The organism is Solitalea longa (genome assembly GCF_002920915.1).
In the GTDB taxonomy this organism is placed as follows: domain Bacteria; phylum Bacteroidota; class Bacteroidia; order Sphingobacteriales; family Sphingobacteriaceae; genus Solitalea; species Solitalea longa.
The window spans coordinates 59,715-75,307 of the sequence record NZ_PQVF01000001.1 but is presented as its reverse complement, the minus strand read 5'-3'; the positions used below and the strand labels follow the sequence as shown (position 1 = coordinate 75,307).

The following is a 15,593-nucleotide window of genomic DNA, read 5'->3' as shown; positions in this document are numbered from 1 at the left end:
ATTGCTCATTAAAATGTGAGCCATTGTTTTGCATCTTTGCCCCAAACTTAAGATAAATGAATTTCAGAGTTGGATTTGGATTTGATGTGCATCAGCTTGTCGATGGACATCCATTCTTTTTAGGCGGAGTTAAACTAGAAGCAGATAAAGGCGCTTTTGGCCATTCGGATGCAGATGTTTTACTGCATGCATTATGTGATGCTTTATTGGGCGCAGCTAATTTACGTGATATCGGTGTTCATTTTAAAAATACCGATGACCGCTGGAAAGGTATCAGCAGCTTAATTTTACTCGAAGAAACCATGAAGCTTTTAACCGAAAAAGGTTATAAAGTTGGAAATGTTGATTGCACAGTTTGCCTGGAAGCTCCAAAGGTAAATCCGCATATTCCCGCCATGCAAAAGGCCATTGCTGCTAAACTTGGAATTGATGAAGATGCTGTTTCAATAAAAGCCACCACCAATGAAAAACTGGGCTTTATTGGAAGGGAAGAGGGTGTTACCGCATCCGCAGTAGCGTTGATCTATAAATAAGAATTTTTCAATATGATCTCTTGAGCCAAGGGGGGCTTAAAACCCTCTTTGACGCATAGCTTCAAAAGCTAAAATTGCGGTGCTGGTTGACACATTTAAAGAATCTATCTTGCCACGCATAGGTATTTTAATTTGTTTATCAGCTCCGTTTAGCCATTTATCCGTTAAGCCTGTTGCTTCAGTTCCCATCACTATCGCGCAAGGTTTTGCCATATCTGTTTCATGATAAAACTCGGTTGCTGTTAAGGCTGCCGCATAGCTCACAATTCCTCTCGCTTTTAACCATTCTAATACCTCATCACTTGTTGAAGCAACAATTTGGGTGGTAAAAACACAACCCACGCTTGAGCGAATTGCATTTGGATTGTAAATATCCGTTCGCGGATCGCAAACAATTACAGCATCAACCTGGGCGGCATCAGCCGTACGAAGAATTGCTCCAAGGTTCCCGGGTTTTTCTACTGCTTCAAGAATGATCAGAAATGGATTTTTTGGCAGCTTTAATGTTTCAAGGCTATGGTATTGGGGCTCGGCAATAATGATCAAACCATCAGAACCTTCCCGGTAGGCTATCTTATCGAAAACTTCTTTGCTGATGTAAAAGATATCACGCTGACTTACTCCTTCAATTCGTTCATCCCCCCAAACCTCTTGGCAAACAAAAAGTGTTTTAATCTTAAATCCTGCATCCAAGGCTAAACCCAATTCCCTGTTTCCCTCAAAAACAATCAGGTTCTGTTTTCTTCGTTCCGAAGATTTTTCCTGGAGTTTTAATACGTTTTTAATTTTAGGATTTTGAGTGGAAGAAAGGATTTCGTGCATTTTAAATTATGGAGTAAAATTGCAGGTAATTGATAAAAGTTAAATGGTAAAATTGCTAAACTGAATTTGACTTTGCCATCTGGCAATACATCAATTTAACATTTTTTCGTTCGGCATATTCTTTTCTATTTCACTAAAATCAACACCGCATTTACAGTTGGATCCACAACTATTGTTTTTTGGTTTTATCTGGCGATAAACCATTCGACCTATGTACCATAACGCCGCTAAAAAAATAACTCCAACTAACAGTTGCTGAATCATGCTGGCAAAGTTAAATAATAAGCACCAACTTCAAGGTATCTGCGCAATTAAAATATATTTAAATGGCAGTGGTCTGTTTCATAATGAATTCACCCTCAGCTAAGTACAATTTATTATGTAATAAGCTTGGCGATAAATGGATATCAAGCTTCAAAAGGTATCGACTTCATTTAGTACCTTCCGATGAAGGTTCCAATAGCTCCTCCGAAGGCTGAATCAACCAAATTTTTGACATGGCCAGACTTACCAAAAGACCTACCAGACATCCAAAGATCACTTCGCCTACTTTATGAAGCCCATATTCCAAACCTGCCCTGGCCTCTCCATGAGTGATACTCGCAGCAATTACAACGGCGGCTGTAATAGGCGCTTGCCGCCACATGGTTTTAATACGAACAACATAAGATGAAACAAGTACAGTAGTTCCCAAAGCGACAGGTAAAAGCCATTCTCTTGCACCTCCTATTAAAAGGAAAAACAAGCCGGTGGCACAACCTACCATTACATTAATGAGTCGGGATCTGAACATTTTGCGTGCTTCTGCAGGTTGGGGATCCGATGCGGCCACCATGGAAGCAATCGCCCAGATAGGATTGGTATCCTCAATCGCCCGCAATGTGGTCCAAACGATGCAGGTTGCTATAGCCACATTGATTGCAAATCGCAAGGCAAGAATATGATCTAATGAAAGGCCTAGTTGTTTCATTAGCGCTTCGGCCTTTTGGGATGATCTGCGTGCCATAACTATTCATGGCTTTTTGGAGGATTACCAAGAAACCTGTACACCACGCCCGTCTTAGTCGCATTCAGGGAGATCCAGTCCTTCGCGGCATATTGAAGCATTATAAAATACCGTTCTGCTCTTTGCATGGCCTCGAGTTTTAACTCTTTCCGGTCCTTGAACCTGATCTGGTAGGCAAGTTCAGCAATGAGCGGGCGGTGTTCCCCTCTTGTTCGCCAAATAGCCATATTCACCTTTGCTTTGATACCATCACCAAGGTCGAGAATGCCGATATCTTGTAACACTTCTTCAACGATCATGTCATTAACAAGTTGGATTCTATCACCTTCCCCTTTTTTGAGATGTGCAAGAACCGGGAATATTTGTGAAATAGTATCGAATGAGAAAACGTCATTGTTTACCACGCTTGACCTTGGGAATTGAACATTATGCGAGTACAGCATCCGGATCCCTCCTAATTGATCTCGGAGTGGCAATGCCTGGCATTTAAACTTTACCCGGTAATCACCATTTATCAACGGCCGCACATCTGTTTCAGCGGCTTGCTGTAGATCAGGATGACGAAATTTGAAGACAATCTCAGGGTTTGATGCCGGAAAACCATCTTCATAAGCAATTCGTCTACGCAGGATAAACCCATTATTGTAAAGCCTGAAATCTGGTGTATCCACGAAAAGCACTTCACGGATCTTGATTGGCATATTAATAAAGCCTTCCGTTTGAAAATCGCAGCCGAGTTCTATCGCCGGCTTCTTCATTACTTTTACAAGATCAAAGAGGGAACTGCGTGAAACAAATCGATTTGGCTTCAAAATAAGCTTAAAGGCGAGATAATTTAGCTCGTTGTAGGGGAGGCCATCCGAATAGGTTCCTTGTTTAATTTGAGGCACATTCCCTGCCCAAATAGTTGAGTTTAGCTGTCCCGGATCAACTAGAACAGTTTTTTTCTCCGGTTGAGCTTTTCCATTCTTGATATGCATAGTTTCAATTTCATTCTTTTTCATAGTGCTTTCTTTTTAAGTGAATTGCCTTTGCAGCAACATACACCTGAGCATAAGTTCTTGTATATAAGGTACGGTTTTTTCTTTATTCTTCTTCAGATTTATGATACAAGAGATGAGTAAAAAACCTCCTTCGCAAACCTTATAAGGCTTGAATAGTTTATCTTCCTTAGAGTCCAATTTAACCTCCGGGTACCCTTATAAGACCTTTGTTACCAACGAAACCTTTGCCCAGTAAAAAGCCCTTGAAAATTATTCAATCAATTCTCAAGGGCCTTTAATTTTTTATACCGGGTCTCATTCCGTCAGAAGAGATGTTAGGCATAACCATTCTGATAACAATTGAATATTGTTGAATTGCAAACTCAAAACAGTAGTTGCAAACGCGCGAGCGGGTTATAGATCGTGATTGTATAAAGTCTGTATTATCCACCTGGATCGGCAGCACATCTTATAAAATTAAATCAAATGCGGTGTTTAAAGCGTAACAATCTTTTGCTAAACAAATAATAGCTATTCATTGTTTTTCTTTGGATACCTCTTGTTAAGAGGTTTTTATACTCTTAAATATTTTATACTGTGTTTCTAAAATCGACAAATTAAATCCGTGAGCTGCCTTCGGTATTAAGAAATATTCCTTTTTAGGAGCGTTTAGTTCATCGAAATATTTCTTTGACATTTCCTTCGGAGTTAAAATATCTTCATTGCCTTGTATGAAGTATACAGGAATTTTAAAATCCAAATTGTCTTTCATCAAATTAATGGATGCACTCATTGATTGCACGCCCAATTTACTGTCACCGGTAAAATTCACAAACGAATAGTCATCTCCATCATATCGGTTTTTGTTATCAATTTCATTGTCATAAGCCGGATCAAGTTCAAACCAATTAGTGGGAGCGGGAGTTGAATTTGCTCTTTCATATTTTTTGATAACCTGATATAATTGGCCTACGTTTTTAGCACTGCTGTAAGGAGGCTTGCCTATAGTATTTAATATTTTTATGGCGTCAGAATCATTTTTGTCTTCTGCCATTTTATAGAGTTTAGCATACTTGTCATCGGCAATGGTAGGATTTACAATTTGGGAATGCCCTACATAAGCATAAAAAAGGTCCGGGCGTTTGGTAACTATTTTTACGCCAAGTGCTGAACCCCAAGAAGTGCCAAAAAGTATAATTTTTTGTTTTCCTAAATGTTTCAAAAGGTATTCGGAGAGCGCAATTCCATCAGTGGTCATTTGTTCTAATGTTAATGGATTGGCTTTTAAATATTCAGGAGTTAGTTCTTCCGGTGGAGAGTTGTGTCCATAAGTTCTTCCGGAACCTCGCTGATCCCATTGAACGATAATGAAATCCTTTTCCAGGTCTTTGTATAAAACATCAATGTAAGGACTTATTGGACTTCCGGGCCCTCCATGAATAAACAATATGATAGGTTTAGAACTATTCCCTTTTATGGTTACCCACTGCTCAATACCGTTTAGCAGGACGTACTTTTCTTCAGCAATTTGAGTTTTTAGGGTTGAATCATTTTGGGTATTGCCTGCTTGTGTATTTGCAAGCGATGAGAGAGTTAATGAAAGTAAAAGGATAAGTTTATTCATTGAAAACATAGCTATTTGACAGGTATTGACAATTTTCATAAGTAAGTAATGCATGATTCGGCCGCATAATTATCGCTTAATTTAATCAAGATATTCTTTGTATGTGGGTTTATAGCCTAGCAAATAAGCAAATGGAGTCAGCAGGATAAACACTATTTTCTGAACTACGAATGGTGGTTTTGAAAGCCGGAAAACATCAGAGTATTTATTTGCCATCAACGCTATTTGTAAAATATTCGGCATTCCGTTTTCGTTTGTCTTTCCATTGTTAGCAAGTCCTATTCCCGTTTCAAGCAAATTGTCGGTATTCATAGCCGGCTGAACTTTCCAATTCACAATCGTTTTGCCATTAGAGTTATTCCACATCGAATGAACCTTGTTTACGGGGATATGAAGTGAGTTACCTTCTTTCAAAACTAATAGTTGACCATCAATGCGAACGGTCAATTCGCCGGAAAGAACAGTAAAATCCTCAACTTGATAAGGATGATAGTGAGCCGGTGGTTCTTTGGATTTTGCATTGTATGTTGTTTCCATCTCCAATAGTTTTCCGTTAGTTTCACTACCTAATTGCAAAAATTTTATGTCTTGTCTTGTCTTTGGATTGCGAATTATTTTATCCTTAAAAGCCATGTTAAAATCGACAGATTGAGTTTACCTAATATAAAAAGATATCAATAGTTTTAAATCGGAGCATAAAGTTTCAGTTTAATTCTAATGTTTATTAGAAGGAATTTGTACATCAGCATAGAACACTTAAAAGAACGCACTTTCTGTTGTTTGGGTTCCAGGGTGTCCCGGTCTGAAGACCTATGTATTATTTGCAGTCAAAAGTCTCGCTTCGTTAAGACTTTCGACAACTGAGGGAATATTATTGAGTCGCCCTGGCAAACGCGCACGAGCGGGGAGGTGGGGTCTAATTAAAATTTGCAAGCTATATAAAGTCCTGTAAACCCACCTAATCCATACAATATTGTAACAATAAAGGTGTGTGTGATATTTTCTCCTTCTGGCAATCGATTTAGACAATCATAAACTCCATAATATTCATCTTTGTTTATAATAATAGTTTCATTGATTTTATTTTCGATTGCAGCCCCAACTTCTAAGCATTTTTGAAAGAGTAATTTATTTCTATAATCGAGTAGAAAGAATATACAAGAAATAACAGCAATAGCGTAGCCAATTTTGTCACTATACACTCTAAAATTTACATCCTCTTGAATTTTATAAAGCGCATAAAATAACCCTGCGTCAACTGCAAAGTAACCAGCCAAAAGGTTTTGACGCCAACTCATATAAAATTTCATTTGCATTGAAGCATTTTCATAGATGAGTTTTAATTTTTCGAAGGATTGAGTTTCCATAGTCATTTTTTGCAGGGTAAACGTTTTTCGCTCACAACATTCAACGGCTCTCATTCCTCCAAAGTAGTTATTTTATTCAATAATCTTTACCTGATTGATAGGGCAAAGGTTGCTTCCAAAACTCAATTCCAAGGTTTCCGATGATCAACTGGAAGGATCTTAAATGCACAGAAAATCACTTTTTATATTTATCCCGGTATTCCAAAGGAGTTAATCCGGTGATTTTTTTGAACAATTCCCTAAAAGTTTGGCTATCGAAATAGCCCACATCCAGCATAATTTCATCCACCGATTTTCGGCCTATTTCCAATGCTTTTTTACTTGCTTCAATGCGCACTTTTTGCAAGTACTCTAAAACAGAACAATGTGTGGCTTTTTTAAACCTTCTTTCAAATGTTCGCCTTGTTAAAAAGAACTTTTCCGACAAGTCATCAACCGTGATCTTTTCAGCATAGTTATTTTCAATAAACTCCTGTGCATTTAAAACTTCCTGATCAGTATGTTCCTTTAAACCATTAAACACAATAAAGGGTGTTTGTACCATTTTATCGAGGTTTACAACAAAGTACTTGGCAATTAAAATGGCATATTCACGGCTAACGTATTTTTCGACCAAAAACAGCAGCAGATTCCAATAGGCATTGCTGCCACCGCTTGAATATAAACCGTTTTGCTCAACAATGATCTTCTCGTCTATAAGCGTAACATTGGGATAGTAAAACCTGAATTCGTTAGCATATTGCCAGTGTGTAGTACATTTTTTGTCCTTCAACAGCCCGGTAAAGGCCAACATAAAAGCGCCGGTGCAAAGCGATGCTACTTCAGCATTCTGTTTGTATTGTTTTATGATCCAATCAACAAAAAAACGGTTGTAATGGCTACTGCTAAGCATATCGCCCCTTATTGCCGGAATGATGATTAAATCTGTTTTAGTGATTTCATTGGTAGTTGCATCATTCTTAATGGTCAGTAAACCATCTTCAAGAGTCATTTCACTTGTTTCGCCAATAATCTGTATTTCAAAAAGCTCTTTCTTATTCTCGGCCTTATACAACTCGTTTACTTTTCTGAAAACTGTCCTTGCATCTACAATAGAAGCATAATTGGCGTTCTTTAACGACAAAATAGAAATGTGTTTTTTCTGCATCTAAGTCCGTTTAAAGTAAAGATACAAATCATAGTTGTCGCAAATGCCTTTATAATTATGTCGTATTTACACATAAATAAAAAGGAATAGCCATCTATCTTTATATAAGCAAAACATAAATGAACATGCGTAGTACAGATATCTATTTACACTTTAATGGAAACAGTGAGATGGCTTTTTCATTTTACAGATCAATTTTCGGTGGAGAGTTTATAGCGGCACAACGATACAAAGATGTACCGGGAGGTGATAAGATGAATGATGATGACCAGGAGAAAATGATGCATATTTCATTAAAAATTACGCCTTACACTACTTTAATGGCATCGGATATAGTGAATAAGGATGACAGCAATTTTGGTGCTGGCAATAACTTTCACATTTGCCTGCATGCCGAAAATGAAAAGGATGCCGATAAATTATTTAATGCCTTATCCAACGAAGGCAGGATAGAAATGCCAATGAACAAAACCTTTTGGGGGGCTTATTTTGGGATGTGCCAAGACAAATTTGGCATTCAATGGATGATCAATTTTACTTATCCTCAAACAAACTAAAACTTAAAAAATGGGAACGCAACATGTAGAAACCAAAGTCAGGCTTTGGGTGGGAAGAGTACTGCAATTATTTACTTCCTTATTCCTTTTGTTCGATGCAATAATGAAAATTATCAAGCATCCTAAATATGTAGAAGGAACCCTTGAATTGGGATTACCCGAGAGCTGCATCCAGGTATTGGGCTTTTATTTATTGTTTAGTACGATGCTCTATATTCAGTCGAGAACGAGGGTGCTTGGCGGTTTATTTTTAACTGCTTATTTAGGGGGAGCTGCCGCTATTACCTATGCAGCTCAAAGTAGTGGTCATTCGTATCTATTCCCGATCGTTTTTACAACGATGATATGGATCGCAGAATATTTACAGGATGACCAATTGAAATCGGTTTTACCACTAAAAAAATAAGAAGATGAACACCATAGTAATTATCCTTTCAGTAATTGCCACCCTGGTCTTATTGCTCTTTGTGCTGGCATTGGTGGCTCCAAAAAGTTATTCGCTCAAACGTCAGGTAATTGTTGATCAGCCTGTTCATGTTGTTTTTAATTATCTAAAGCATCTGAAAAACCAGGATTATTTTAACAAATGGGTAATGATGGATGCCAACTTAAGAAAACAGTTTAGGGGTGAGGATGGGAAAGTTGGATTTGTTTACGCATGGCAAGGAAACAAGCAGGCGGGTGTAGGAGAACAGGAGATAAAACGAATTGAGGAAAATAAACTCGTTGAGGTGGAAGTGCGCTTTGAGAAGCCCATGAAAGGTATTGCACGAACTCCGTTCAGCACCGAAGAAGTTTCTCAAAATCAAACAAGAGTTACCTGGGAAATGAGCAGCACAATGAAGTATCCATCAAACATCATTTTACTATTTATGAATATGGATAAACTACTGGGCAAAGATATTCAGGCTAGCTTAGAGCTATTAAAACTCAATTTGGAACCTAAAAATTAATTCTATGTCGTTTGAAGCATATATTGAAAATATCAAAGCCAAAACAGGTAAAACACCGGAAGATTTTAAGCAGCTTGCCGAGAAACTGGGGTTTATAGAAAACGGCGCAGTAAAAACAACAGTAAAAGCGGGGGAAATCGTTGCCTGGCTCAAAAATGATTTTAACCTGGGGCATGGACATGCAATGGCTATTTACAGTGTTTTTAAAGGTTTGAAGGAGCAATTACAAGATACCGAGGGGACTTTAGCCAAACATTTTACCGGTGAAAAAGAAAAATGGAGAACTGTTTATGATACGCTTATTAAAAAAGTAAATGCCTTTGGGAATGATATTGCAATAGCCCCTGTTGCTAGTTATATCAGCCTGCTAAGAGCTGACCGGAAGTTTGCCATTGTTCAAGTTACCAAAGACCGGATGGATATTGGGTTCAAGTTGAAAAATCAAGCACAAACCGATCGGTTTGAAAATGCAGGAAATTGGAACGCTATGATGACACATAAGGTGTCGATTATTACTTCAAAAGAACTGGACAAAGAGCTTTATTCCTGGTTGCAAAAAGCCTATGAACAAAATGGGCCTAAGAATGAGCAAAAATGATTGATTGGATATGCCCAAACACGCGCGCATTTGCAATGCGTGCGAAAAGCGCTTTTAAATTACTGAAATATTAAAAACATCTTTCAGCGCTCTCTTAGCAGCATGATAGCCACACATTCCGTGCACGCCGCCTCCGGGTGGAGTGGAAGAAGAACAGATGTAAATTCCTTTTGCGGAAGTGCGATAAGGCGAGCTGCGCAGGGCAGGTCTTGTAAATAATTGCCCCAGATCAATCACTCCACCGTTGATATCACCCCCGATATAATTAGGATTATATTGCTGCATCTGAGCTGTGTTCATGGTGTGTCTTCCCAGGATAAGGTCTCTGAATCCCGGTGCAAAACGTTCAATTTGGCGCTCGATGGCTTCCGTCATATCTTTATATGAGCCATTTGGAACATGGCAATAGGCCCATGCTGCATGTTTCCCTGCCGGAGCTCTTGATGGATCTAATACACTTTGCTGGGCCAGCAATACAAATGGTTTTTCAGGATGATTTCCCAACGATGCCGATTGTTCAGCGTCTGCAATTTCTTCGAAGGTTCCTCCCAGATGAACGGTACCAGCACTTCGGCATTCGGATGCTGTAAAAGGTATTGGACCGTCGAGTGCCCAATCAACTTTATAAACACCCATACCATACCGATATTTTTCCAGTTGCCACTTATAGAAGGACGAGAATCGATGTCCGGCGATTTGAAGTAATTGCTTTGGCGTAACGTCCAGCAATACGGCCTTTGATGAAGGAAGTTGGTCTAAGGATTTTACATAATACCCGGTTTCGATCTTGCCACCAATAGAAATAAAATAAGATGCAAGCGAGGAGGCGATCTGCCTGGAGCCACCCTGAGGCACAGGCCACCCTTTTAAATGTCCGGCAGTCATCAATACCAATGCAATTGCAGAAGTTGCAAAGTTGGATAAAGGCTGTATAGAATGCGCCGCCATGCCGGCAAATAAGCCTTTAGCTTGCTGGGTTTTGAATCGTTTTGCAAAATACGTAGCCGGGGTTAGCGCATTCAAGCCGAAATTTGCCAGGTTGATAGGATGCTTCGGGAAACTCAAAGGACCAAGAACATCAGGAGCCAGTTCAGGCCAGTCTTTCACCAACCGGTTAAACAGTTTCAAATAAGTATGCTGATCATCGCCTAATAATGCTGCCGTATCGTCGACAGATCCTTTCAGTATTGCAGCTCTTCCATCATCGAAGGGGTGTGCCGCATCGATTTCAGGAAAAATATAGTTCAGTCCGAATTGCTCAAGCGGAAGGGTTGTGAAAAATGGCGAAGCCACAGCAAGAGGATGGACAGCAGAACAGACATCATGCAAAAAGCCCGGCAAAGTAAGTTCCGCAGACCTTAGTCCGCCTCCAATAGTGTCTTTTCCTTCTACAATAAGAACAGAAAGTCCCTGCTGCTGCATGGCAATAGCCGCTGCCAATCCATTTGGCCCTGATCCTACAATAATGGCATCGTAATCTGTTCTATTCATTCTATTTTAATTCCGGAGACCTATATCAAGTTCCTGTAAATGCTAAAAGTAGCGATAAGAAGTACAAATCCTATAGTTGTCATGATTAGCCCTGCAACAACCATATCTTTAATTTTAACTTGCCCCGTGGTAAAAACAATGGCATTTGGAGGTGTCGACATTGGTAAAATAAATGCATAGCTGATGGCGATAGCAACAGGAAAACCCAAAAGCAATGGAGGAATATGAATTGCGTTTGCGATTCCAAAAACCATTGGAATAGCAATGGTGGCCAAGGCAGTATTGGTGGTAACAAAAAGCTTCAGAATAACCATAATGCCAACAAGTACTATGATCAACACCAGGTAATTACCAACACCTGAAGAAGAAATTGTTTCACCGATCAGTTTTATCACCCCTGAAACCTCAAATGCTTTTGCCAGCGCGAGGCCGCCCCCGATCATCATTAATATACCCCAGGGAAATTTATCCATACTTTCCCAGTCGAACAGAAATCCTTTTTTGGCAGATTTATCAGGAATGATAAACAAGAGGAGGGCCCCGATCATTCCGATACTGGTATCGTTCAGGAAATCTATTTTAAAGAATGTAGCGACAGGTGTTCTGATTATCCAGCCCAAGGCGGTAAGCACAAATGCCGTTACTACGGCATATTCCTGATAAGAGGTTGGGCCAAGATCTCCTATCTTCTCCTCAATTATTCGGTTTGCACCGGGCAGGGATTTGATCTTCACCCTGAATAATAGTTTTACGATTACAAAATAGGCTGAGATCAATAATAATACCGCCAGCGGGAATCCTATCACGAACCACTCCATAAACGTCATATCGATGTTGTAAGATTGTTTCAAATAGCCCGTAAAAACAATATTAACAGGTGTGCCGATGATGGTGGAAATGCCTCCAACTGTAGCACTGAATGCAAGTCCCAATAAAAGACTGATCGCGAAGTTTTTAAATTCATGCTCCAGCTTCAACTGAACAAATTCCTCTTCAAGCAAAAACAATACGGAGGTTGCAACGGGAAACATCAGCAAGGCGGCCGCAGAATTACTGATCCACATGCTTACAAAAAATGTGGCGATCATAAATCCAAGAATAAGCTTATCACAATCGGTTCCTATAAACTTTACTATATGCAAAGCAATTCGGATATGAAGCTTATGTTTTTCAATTGCTAAGGCGAATATAAACCCGGCCATAAACAGAAATACGGTCTGATTTGCATAATTGGCTGATGCCGTATTCAGATCGAGCACCCCAAATAAAGGGAAAAGAACCAACGGAAATAATGAAGTTACCGGCATGGGTATCGCCTCGGTAACCCACCATAATATTATCCAGAACGCAATACCAAGTACTTTCTGAATAGTATGATCTACCGGAATTATATTGGCATATCCAATTAGGAGGAATGCCAGCGGACCCATAATCAAATATATATAGCGAGGAGACAATTTTAGGAGGCTAGGAATAGAAGTCATTTCTATTGAATTACAAAATTGACTTTATCCACTCCTGTGTTGCCTGTCTTTCGATCATAGGCGTACAACTGAAGCTCATAATTTCCTTTAGCTGAAGCATCCAGAGTTCCTTCGAAAACGTTAGTCTGATCGGTAATATGCAGCGGCACCTCTGCTAGTTTCTTGCCTTCGAGTTTTACAATTGCTTTAACTTCAATATCCTCCGAATTCCATGTACCGCCTTTGCTGATGGCGCAACCGCACATCATCACGAGGTTGGCTTTAATAAGAACCTTGTTATCTTTTAAAGAGGCCGAAGGAATTACCTGGTGAGTTTGTGGAGCAAGAACATCAAGGATAAACCCGGGCACTTCCAGTACAATACCATCACCTTCGATATGTTTCCCGGGGATAAGCCATACCTGTGTGCTTACTTTTATCGCCGCATTTTTTCTGTTAACAGGAGCCGTTACCTCGATAGTTACAAAAACCGGTTCGTCAATATCAACAATACCTATGAACTTTGCCGTCTGATCGTCAGTGAGGCGGTCATTTCGTTTTATTGCGGTATTCATGATCAGCTCTGTATTGCCTGAAGCCCCGGTTGTAAGTCCTTTTGCCAGGATCTCGCCTGTAAGGTCATTGCGGATGACCACATAAGCTCCGCCGATTCCGGTACCAATAAATTTGGCATCTTTTGCATGAGCTCTGACTACTGCCCGGGTGGTTTCCGCGAATAAGGTAAGGGATAAGAATAATAAAAATGCGGTTAATACGGCTCTTGTCATTTTCATAGTATCGTTTTTAATTAATCCTTAAATCACAAAAAAGCCATGAGTGCCATCACGATCCAACTGGTCCACTAAGCCATACTCCCAATCAAGGTAAGCCTGCATAGCTTCTACTGCATTGTCAGTTCCTTCATAAGGGCGTCTGTATCGATCAATCATTGGTGAAGCGATGTTCGTCTCTCCCGACTTCAACTTAAATTTCTTATCTGTCCAAGCCTTCGTCCCACCATCCAATACCAATACTTTACTCTGGGTGATTTCCTGTAATTCAGGTAGAGCGAAAGAGGCTGAAATACCATCCGGAGAGATAAGAACATAGGATTCAGCAAACGGAAGCTCTTTGATCCTGAAGTCCAGTTGCGATCTCAAAACAAACCATGATCCCGGAATATGACCATTTATATATTCCTTAGCTGTTCCCAGGTCAATTAATACAATATCATTGATCTCCTGAAGACTCAAGAATAATTCTTCCGCTGAAATCAGTTGACTATCATCCAGTTCCGGCAATGGGGGTAAAAGAGTTTTGCTATTACCGGTCTCAGTCAGATCATCTTTGGTAATATCATCAATAACATAGACATCCCAGCCCATTTGAGCCAGCCAGGAAGCAGTCATGTTTGCACGGGTTCCGTTATCATCAGCAAGCGAAACACGTGCTCCGCGTACTGGGGCATAATGGTCTGTTTCCTGAACTAATTGTCCACCGGGAGCAGAGATGAAACCAGGAAGATGTCCTGCGGCATACTCTTCCGGAGAACGCACATCAAAGCAATAATTGGTACGATCAGCTTGGGCTATGAGGGTGTTGAAGAGTTTAAGGTTTGTTCTTTTGACACCGGCGAGATCTGCAACCTTTCTGCTGAATTGCAAGGCTTCTGAAGCTATGGTATTATTTATTTCTTCAGCAAAACGACGTACTTGTCCCTGCTCAAGTTGCTGACCGGCAAGTGTCCATCCTATGGTTCCATTTCGTAGCGCTGCAACGGAATTTGGAATTCCTGCATTAATCAAAGACTGGGTGCCAATAATACTTCTTGTTCGTCCTGCACAATTAACGATGATCTTTGTTGTCACATTTGGGGCCAGTTCACGTGCACGCAAAACCAATTCGGCTCCCGGGACACTTATCCCGGTTGGAATACTCATCGTATTGTATTCATCAAAGCGGCGAACATCCATCACCACTATATCTTCTTTATTATCAATTAGCTGCTGAACTTCAGCTGCTGAAAGCGATGGGGTGTGACGTTTCGATTCTACCAGTTCGCCAAAGGCTTTGCTTGGGGAGTTTACATCTCTGAATATTTCTCCTCCAGCATTGCGCCATCCATCCAAACCTCCTTCGAGGAGGTAAACATTCGAATAGCCAAGGTTTATCAATTTCTTTGCAGCAGGAACGGCAAGGCCTTCGCCATCATCGTAAACTACCAAAAATGGATCCTTGTTGGGAATACGGTTATAAACTTCTGTTTCGATCTTCGACCAAGGCAGGTTTGCTGCAAATAGCGGATGCGCCTCTGCAAAAGGAGCTTCTTCTCTCACATCCAGAATCGCAATTTCGTAACGATTTAAAAGCGCATAGCGGATATCCGGATAAGATAATGTAGGAATTTGTGTAACTGACATTGAAGATAAAATAGATGCTGTTGTCATTAGTTTGTTCTTAATTCTACAGACCTGTCCCAGATATTGGGGATCACTTTATTTGAGTAACCTGATATAAAAGGTTTGGAGCTGCCATCCTCATAAAACACGGAACGGTTCACTGCACCGATATTAGCACCATACACATGAATACTGATAGAAACCTGATCATCAAACGCATTGGACACCTTGTGAAGGTCGCCAACGGTTGGTGAAACGGGTTCCACCCGGCCTTGGGTTAACGTTTCAACATTGCCTGATTTAAGCAGATGACCTTCTTGTTCCTGATAGTTTTGTGCAAACTCAGCGCCCCTTAGTACGCCCACCAGACCCCAAACCGTATGATTGTGTATTGGTGTAGTCTGACCAGGTCCCCATACAAAGCTCACCACCGAAAACCGCTCCAGAGAATCGCTATGCAGAAGATATTGCTGGTAATACTGAGGATGTGGCTGGGCAAATTCATTCGGAAGCCAATCGTCTGTTTTAATTAGCTCCCTCAGCAGCTCACTTCCTTTTTCAAGTATTTCAGGTTCTTTTGGGTTCTGATCCAGTAACGACGCGAATGCAGTAACGAAGTCTCTTAAACGTTTAATATTAGTCGTTTCCAT

The 15,593-nt window shown here is 40.2% G+C and carries 18 protein-coding genes; 5 read left to right on the top strand and 13 right to left on the bottom strand.

Features of this window, described 5'->3' with window-relative positions; translation table 11 throughout:
• Nucleotides 1-56 precede the first annotated feature (56 nt).
• Nucleotides 57-533: a 2-C-methyl-D-erythritol 2,4-cyclodiphosphate synthase gene (gene ispF, locus C3K47_RS00355; protein ID WP_103787089.1), complete on the top strand. Its 477-nt coding sequence runs from the start codon at nt 57-59 to the stop codon at nt 531-533.
• A gap of 36 nt (nt 534-569) precedes the next feature.
• On the opposite strand, the gene C3K47_RS00350 is transcribed toward ispF, so the two are convergent.
• The 8 genes from C3K47_RS00350 to C3K47_RS00315 form a co-directional block, all read right to left on the bottom strand.
• Nucleotides 570-1,355, bottom strand: a complete 786-nt coding sequence (locus tag C3K47_RS00350; RefSeq protein ID WP_103787088.1) for a TrmH family RNA methyltransferase — start codon at nt 1,353-1,355, stop codon at nt 570-572.
• Nucleotides 1,356-1,445: 90 nt separating this feature from the next.
• Nucleotides 1,446-1,619: a FeoB-associated Cys-rich membrane protein gene (locus C3K47_RS00345; RefSeq protein WP_103787087.1), complete on the bottom strand. Its 174-nt coding sequence runs from the start codon at nt 1,617-1,619 to the stop codon at nt 1,446-1,448.
• A gap of 166 nt (nt 1,620-1,785) precedes the next feature.
• Nucleotides 1,786-2,361, bottom strand: a complete 576-nt coding sequence (locus tag C3K47_RS00340) for an FUSC family protein (protein WP_103787086.1) — start codon at nt 2,359-2,361, stop codon at nt 1,786-1,788.
• A 2-nt stretch (nt 2,362-2,363) separates the two neighbouring features.
• On the bottom strand, nt 2,364-3,365 hold the full coding sequence (locus C3K47_RS00335) for a hypothetical protein (RefSeq protein ID WP_207765212.1): 1,002 nt from the start codon (nt 3,363-3,365) through the stop codon (nt 2,364-2,366).
• 541 nt (nt 3,366-3,906) lie between these two features.
• Complete coding sequence (locus C3K47_RS00330; RefSeq protein ID WP_165784594.1) at nt 3,907-4,968, bottom strand: alpha/beta hydrolase family protein; 1,062 nt, start codon at nt 4,966-4,968, stop codon at nt 3,907-3,909.
• An 81-nt stretch (nt 4,969-5,049) separates the two neighbouring features.
• Nucleotides 5,050-5,505: a cupin domain-containing protein gene (locus C3K47_RS00325; RefSeq protein ID WP_207765211.1), complete on the bottom strand. Its 456-nt coding sequence runs from the start codon at nt 5,503-5,505 to the stop codon at nt 5,050-5,052.
• Between the two features lie 383 nt (nt 5,506-5,888).
• Nucleotides 5,889-6,389, bottom strand: a complete 501-nt coding sequence (locus C3K47_RS00320; protein ID WP_103787083.1) for a hypothetical protein — start codon at nt 6,387-6,389, stop codon at nt 5,889-5,891.
• Nucleotides 6,390-6,510: 121 nt separating this feature from the next.
• Nucleotides 6,511-7,482, bottom strand: a complete 972-nt coding sequence (locus C3K47_RS00315; protein WP_103787082.1) for a GlxA family transcriptional regulator — start codon at nt 7,480-7,482, stop codon at nt 6,511-6,513.
• A 125-nt stretch (nt 7,483-7,607) separates the two neighbouring features.
• On the opposite strand from C3K47_RS00315, the gene C3K47_RS00310 reads away from it, so the two are divergent.
• Genes C3K47_RS00310 through C3K47_RS00295 form a run of 4 tightly spaced genes read left to right on the top strand, consistent with a single transcriptional unit; the run spans nt 7,608 to nt 9,590 of the window.
• Nucleotides 7,608-8,039, top strand: a complete 432-nt coding sequence (locus C3K47_RS00310; protein ID WP_103787495.1) for a VOC family protein — start codon at nt 7,608-7,610, stop codon at nt 8,037-8,039.
• Between the two features lie 10 nt (nt 8,040-8,049).
• Nucleotides 8,050-8,445: a DoxX family protein gene (locus C3K47_RS00305; protein WP_103787081.1), complete on the top strand. Its 396-nt coding sequence runs from the start codon at nt 8,050-8,052 to the stop codon at nt 8,443-8,445.
• 4 nt (nt 8,446-8,449) lie between these two features.
• Complete coding sequence (locus C3K47_RS00300) at nt 8,450-8,992, top strand: SRPBCC family protein (protein ID WP_103787080.1); 543 nt, start codon at nt 8,450-8,452, stop codon at nt 8,990-8,992.
• Between the two features lie 4 nt (nt 8,993-8,996).
• Nucleotides 8,997-9,590, top strand: a complete 594-nt coding sequence (locus C3K47_RS00295; protein WP_103787079.1) for a DUF4287 domain-containing protein — start codon at nt 8,997-8,999, stop codon at nt 9,588-9,590.
• 54 nt (nt 9,591-9,644) lie between these two features.
• Here the strand turns inward: C3K47_RS00295 and C3K47_RS00290 are convergent, their stop codons facing one another.
• The 5 genes from C3K47_RS00290 to C3K47_RS00270 are packed head-to-tail and all read right to left on the bottom strand — an operon-like array spanning nt 9,645 to nt 15,593.
• Nucleotides 9,645-11,081, bottom strand: coding sequence for a phytoene desaturase family protein (locus C3K47_RS00290; RefSeq protein WP_103787078.1), 1,437 nt, complete (start codon nt 11,079-11,081; stop codon nt 9,645-9,647).
• Nucleotides 11,082-11,101: 20 nt separating this feature from the next.
• Nucleotides 11,102-12,565: an SLC13 family permease gene (locus C3K47_RS00285; RefSeq protein ID WP_103787077.1), complete on the bottom strand. Its 1,464-nt coding sequence runs from the start codon at nt 12,563-12,565 to the stop codon at nt 11,102-11,104.
• Between the two features lie 2 nt (nt 12,566-12,567).
• Nucleotides 12,568-13,338 carry a hypothetical protein gene (locus tag C3K47_RS00280; RefSeq protein WP_207765210.1) on the bottom strand — a complete coding sequence of 257 codons (771 nt, stop codon included), beginning with the start codon at nt 13,336-13,338 and terminating at the stop codon, nt 12,568-12,570.
• 21 nt (nt 13,339-13,359) lie between these two features.
• The gene (locus C3K47_RS00275) at nt 13,360-14,991 is read right to left on the bottom strand and encodes a rhodanese-like domain-containing protein (protein WP_207765209.1); all 1,632 of its coding nucleotides are present in this window, start codon (nt 14,989-14,991) and stop codon (nt 13,360-13,362) included.
• Complete coding sequence (locus C3K47_RS00270) at nt 14,991-15,593, bottom strand: cysteine dioxygenase family protein (protein ID WP_103787075.1); 603 nt, start codon at nt 15,591-15,593, stop codon at nt 14,991-14,993. The genes C3K47_RS00275 and C3K47_RS00270 overlap by 1 nt, the downstream gene beginning before the upstream one ends.

What these genes read in the sequence shown, in the direction of transcription:
- ispF (WP_103787089.1), top strand. Translation starts at nt 57, where the DNA reads ATGAATTTCAGAGTTGGATTTGGATTTGATGTGCATCAGCTTGTCGAT.
- C3K47_RS00350 (WP_103787088.1), bottom strand. Translation starts at nt 1,355, where the DNA reads ATGCACGAAATCCTTTCTTCCACTCAAAATCCTAAAATTAAAAACGTA.
- C3K47_RS00345 (WP_103787087.1), bottom strand. Translation starts at nt 1,619, where the DNA reads ATGATTCAGCAACTGTTAGTTGGAGTTATTTTTTTAGCGGCGTTATGG.
- C3K47_RS00340 (WP_103787086.1), bottom strand. Translation starts at nt 2,361, where the DNA reads ATGGCACGCAGATCATCCCAAAAGGCCGAAGCGCTAATGAAACAACTA.
- C3K47_RS00335 (WP_207765212.1), bottom strand. Translation starts at nt 3,365, where the DNA reads ATGAAAAAGAATGAAATTGAAACTATGCATATCAAGAATGGAAAAGCT.
- C3K47_RS00330 (WP_165784594.1), bottom strand. Translation starts at nt 4,968, where the DNA reads ATGAATAAACTTATCCTTTTACTTTCATTAACTCTCTCATCGCTTGCA.
- C3K47_RS00325 (WP_207765211.1), bottom strand. Translation starts at nt 5,505, where the DNA reads ATGGAAACAACATACAATGCAAAATCCAAAGAACCACCGGCTCACTAT.
- C3K47_RS00320 (WP_103787083.1), bottom strand. Translation starts at nt 6,389, where the DNA reads ATGAGAGCCGTTGAATGTTGTGAGCGAAAAACGTTTACCCTGCAAAAA.
- C3K47_RS00315 (WP_103787082.1), bottom strand. Translation starts at nt 7,482, where the DNA reads ATGCAGAAAAAACACATTTCTATTTTGTCGTTAAAGAACGCCAATTAT.
- C3K47_RS00310 (WP_103787495.1), top strand. Translation starts at nt 7,608, where the DNA reads ATGCGTAGTACAGATATCTATTTACACTTTAATGGAAACAGTGAGATG.
- C3K47_RS00305 (WP_103787081.1), top strand. Translation starts at nt 8,050, where the DNA reads ATGGGAACGCAACATGTAGAAACCAAAGTCAGGCTTTGGGTGGGAAGA.
- C3K47_RS00300 (WP_103787080.1), top strand. Translation starts at nt 8,450, where the DNA reads ATGAACACCATAGTAATTATCCTTTCAGTAATTGCCACCCTGGTCTTA.
- C3K47_RS00295 (WP_103787079.1), top strand. Translation starts at nt 8,997, where the DNA reads ATGTCGTTTGAAGCATATATTGAAAATATCAAAGCCAAAACAGGTAAA.
- C3K47_RS00290 (WP_103787078.1), bottom strand. Translation starts at nt 11,081, where the DNA reads ATGAATAGAACAGATTACGATGCCATTATTGTAGGATCAGGGCCAAAT.
- C3K47_RS00285 (WP_103787077.1), bottom strand. Translation starts at nt 12,565, where the DNA reads ATGACTTCTATTCCTAGCCTCCTAAAATTGTCTCCTCGCTATATATAT.
- C3K47_RS00280 (WP_207765210.1), bottom strand. Translation starts at nt 13,338, where the DNA reads ATGAAAATGACAAGAGCCGTATTAACCGCATTTTTATTATTCTTATCC.
- C3K47_RS00275 (WP_207765209.1), bottom strand. Translation starts at nt 14,991, where the DNA reads ATGACAACAGCATCTATTTTATCTTCAATGTCAGTTACACAAATTCCT.
- C3K47_RS00270 (WP_103787075.1), bottom strand. Translation starts at nt 15,593, where the DNA reads ATGGAAACGACTAATATTAAACGTTTAAGAGACTTCGTTACTGCATTC.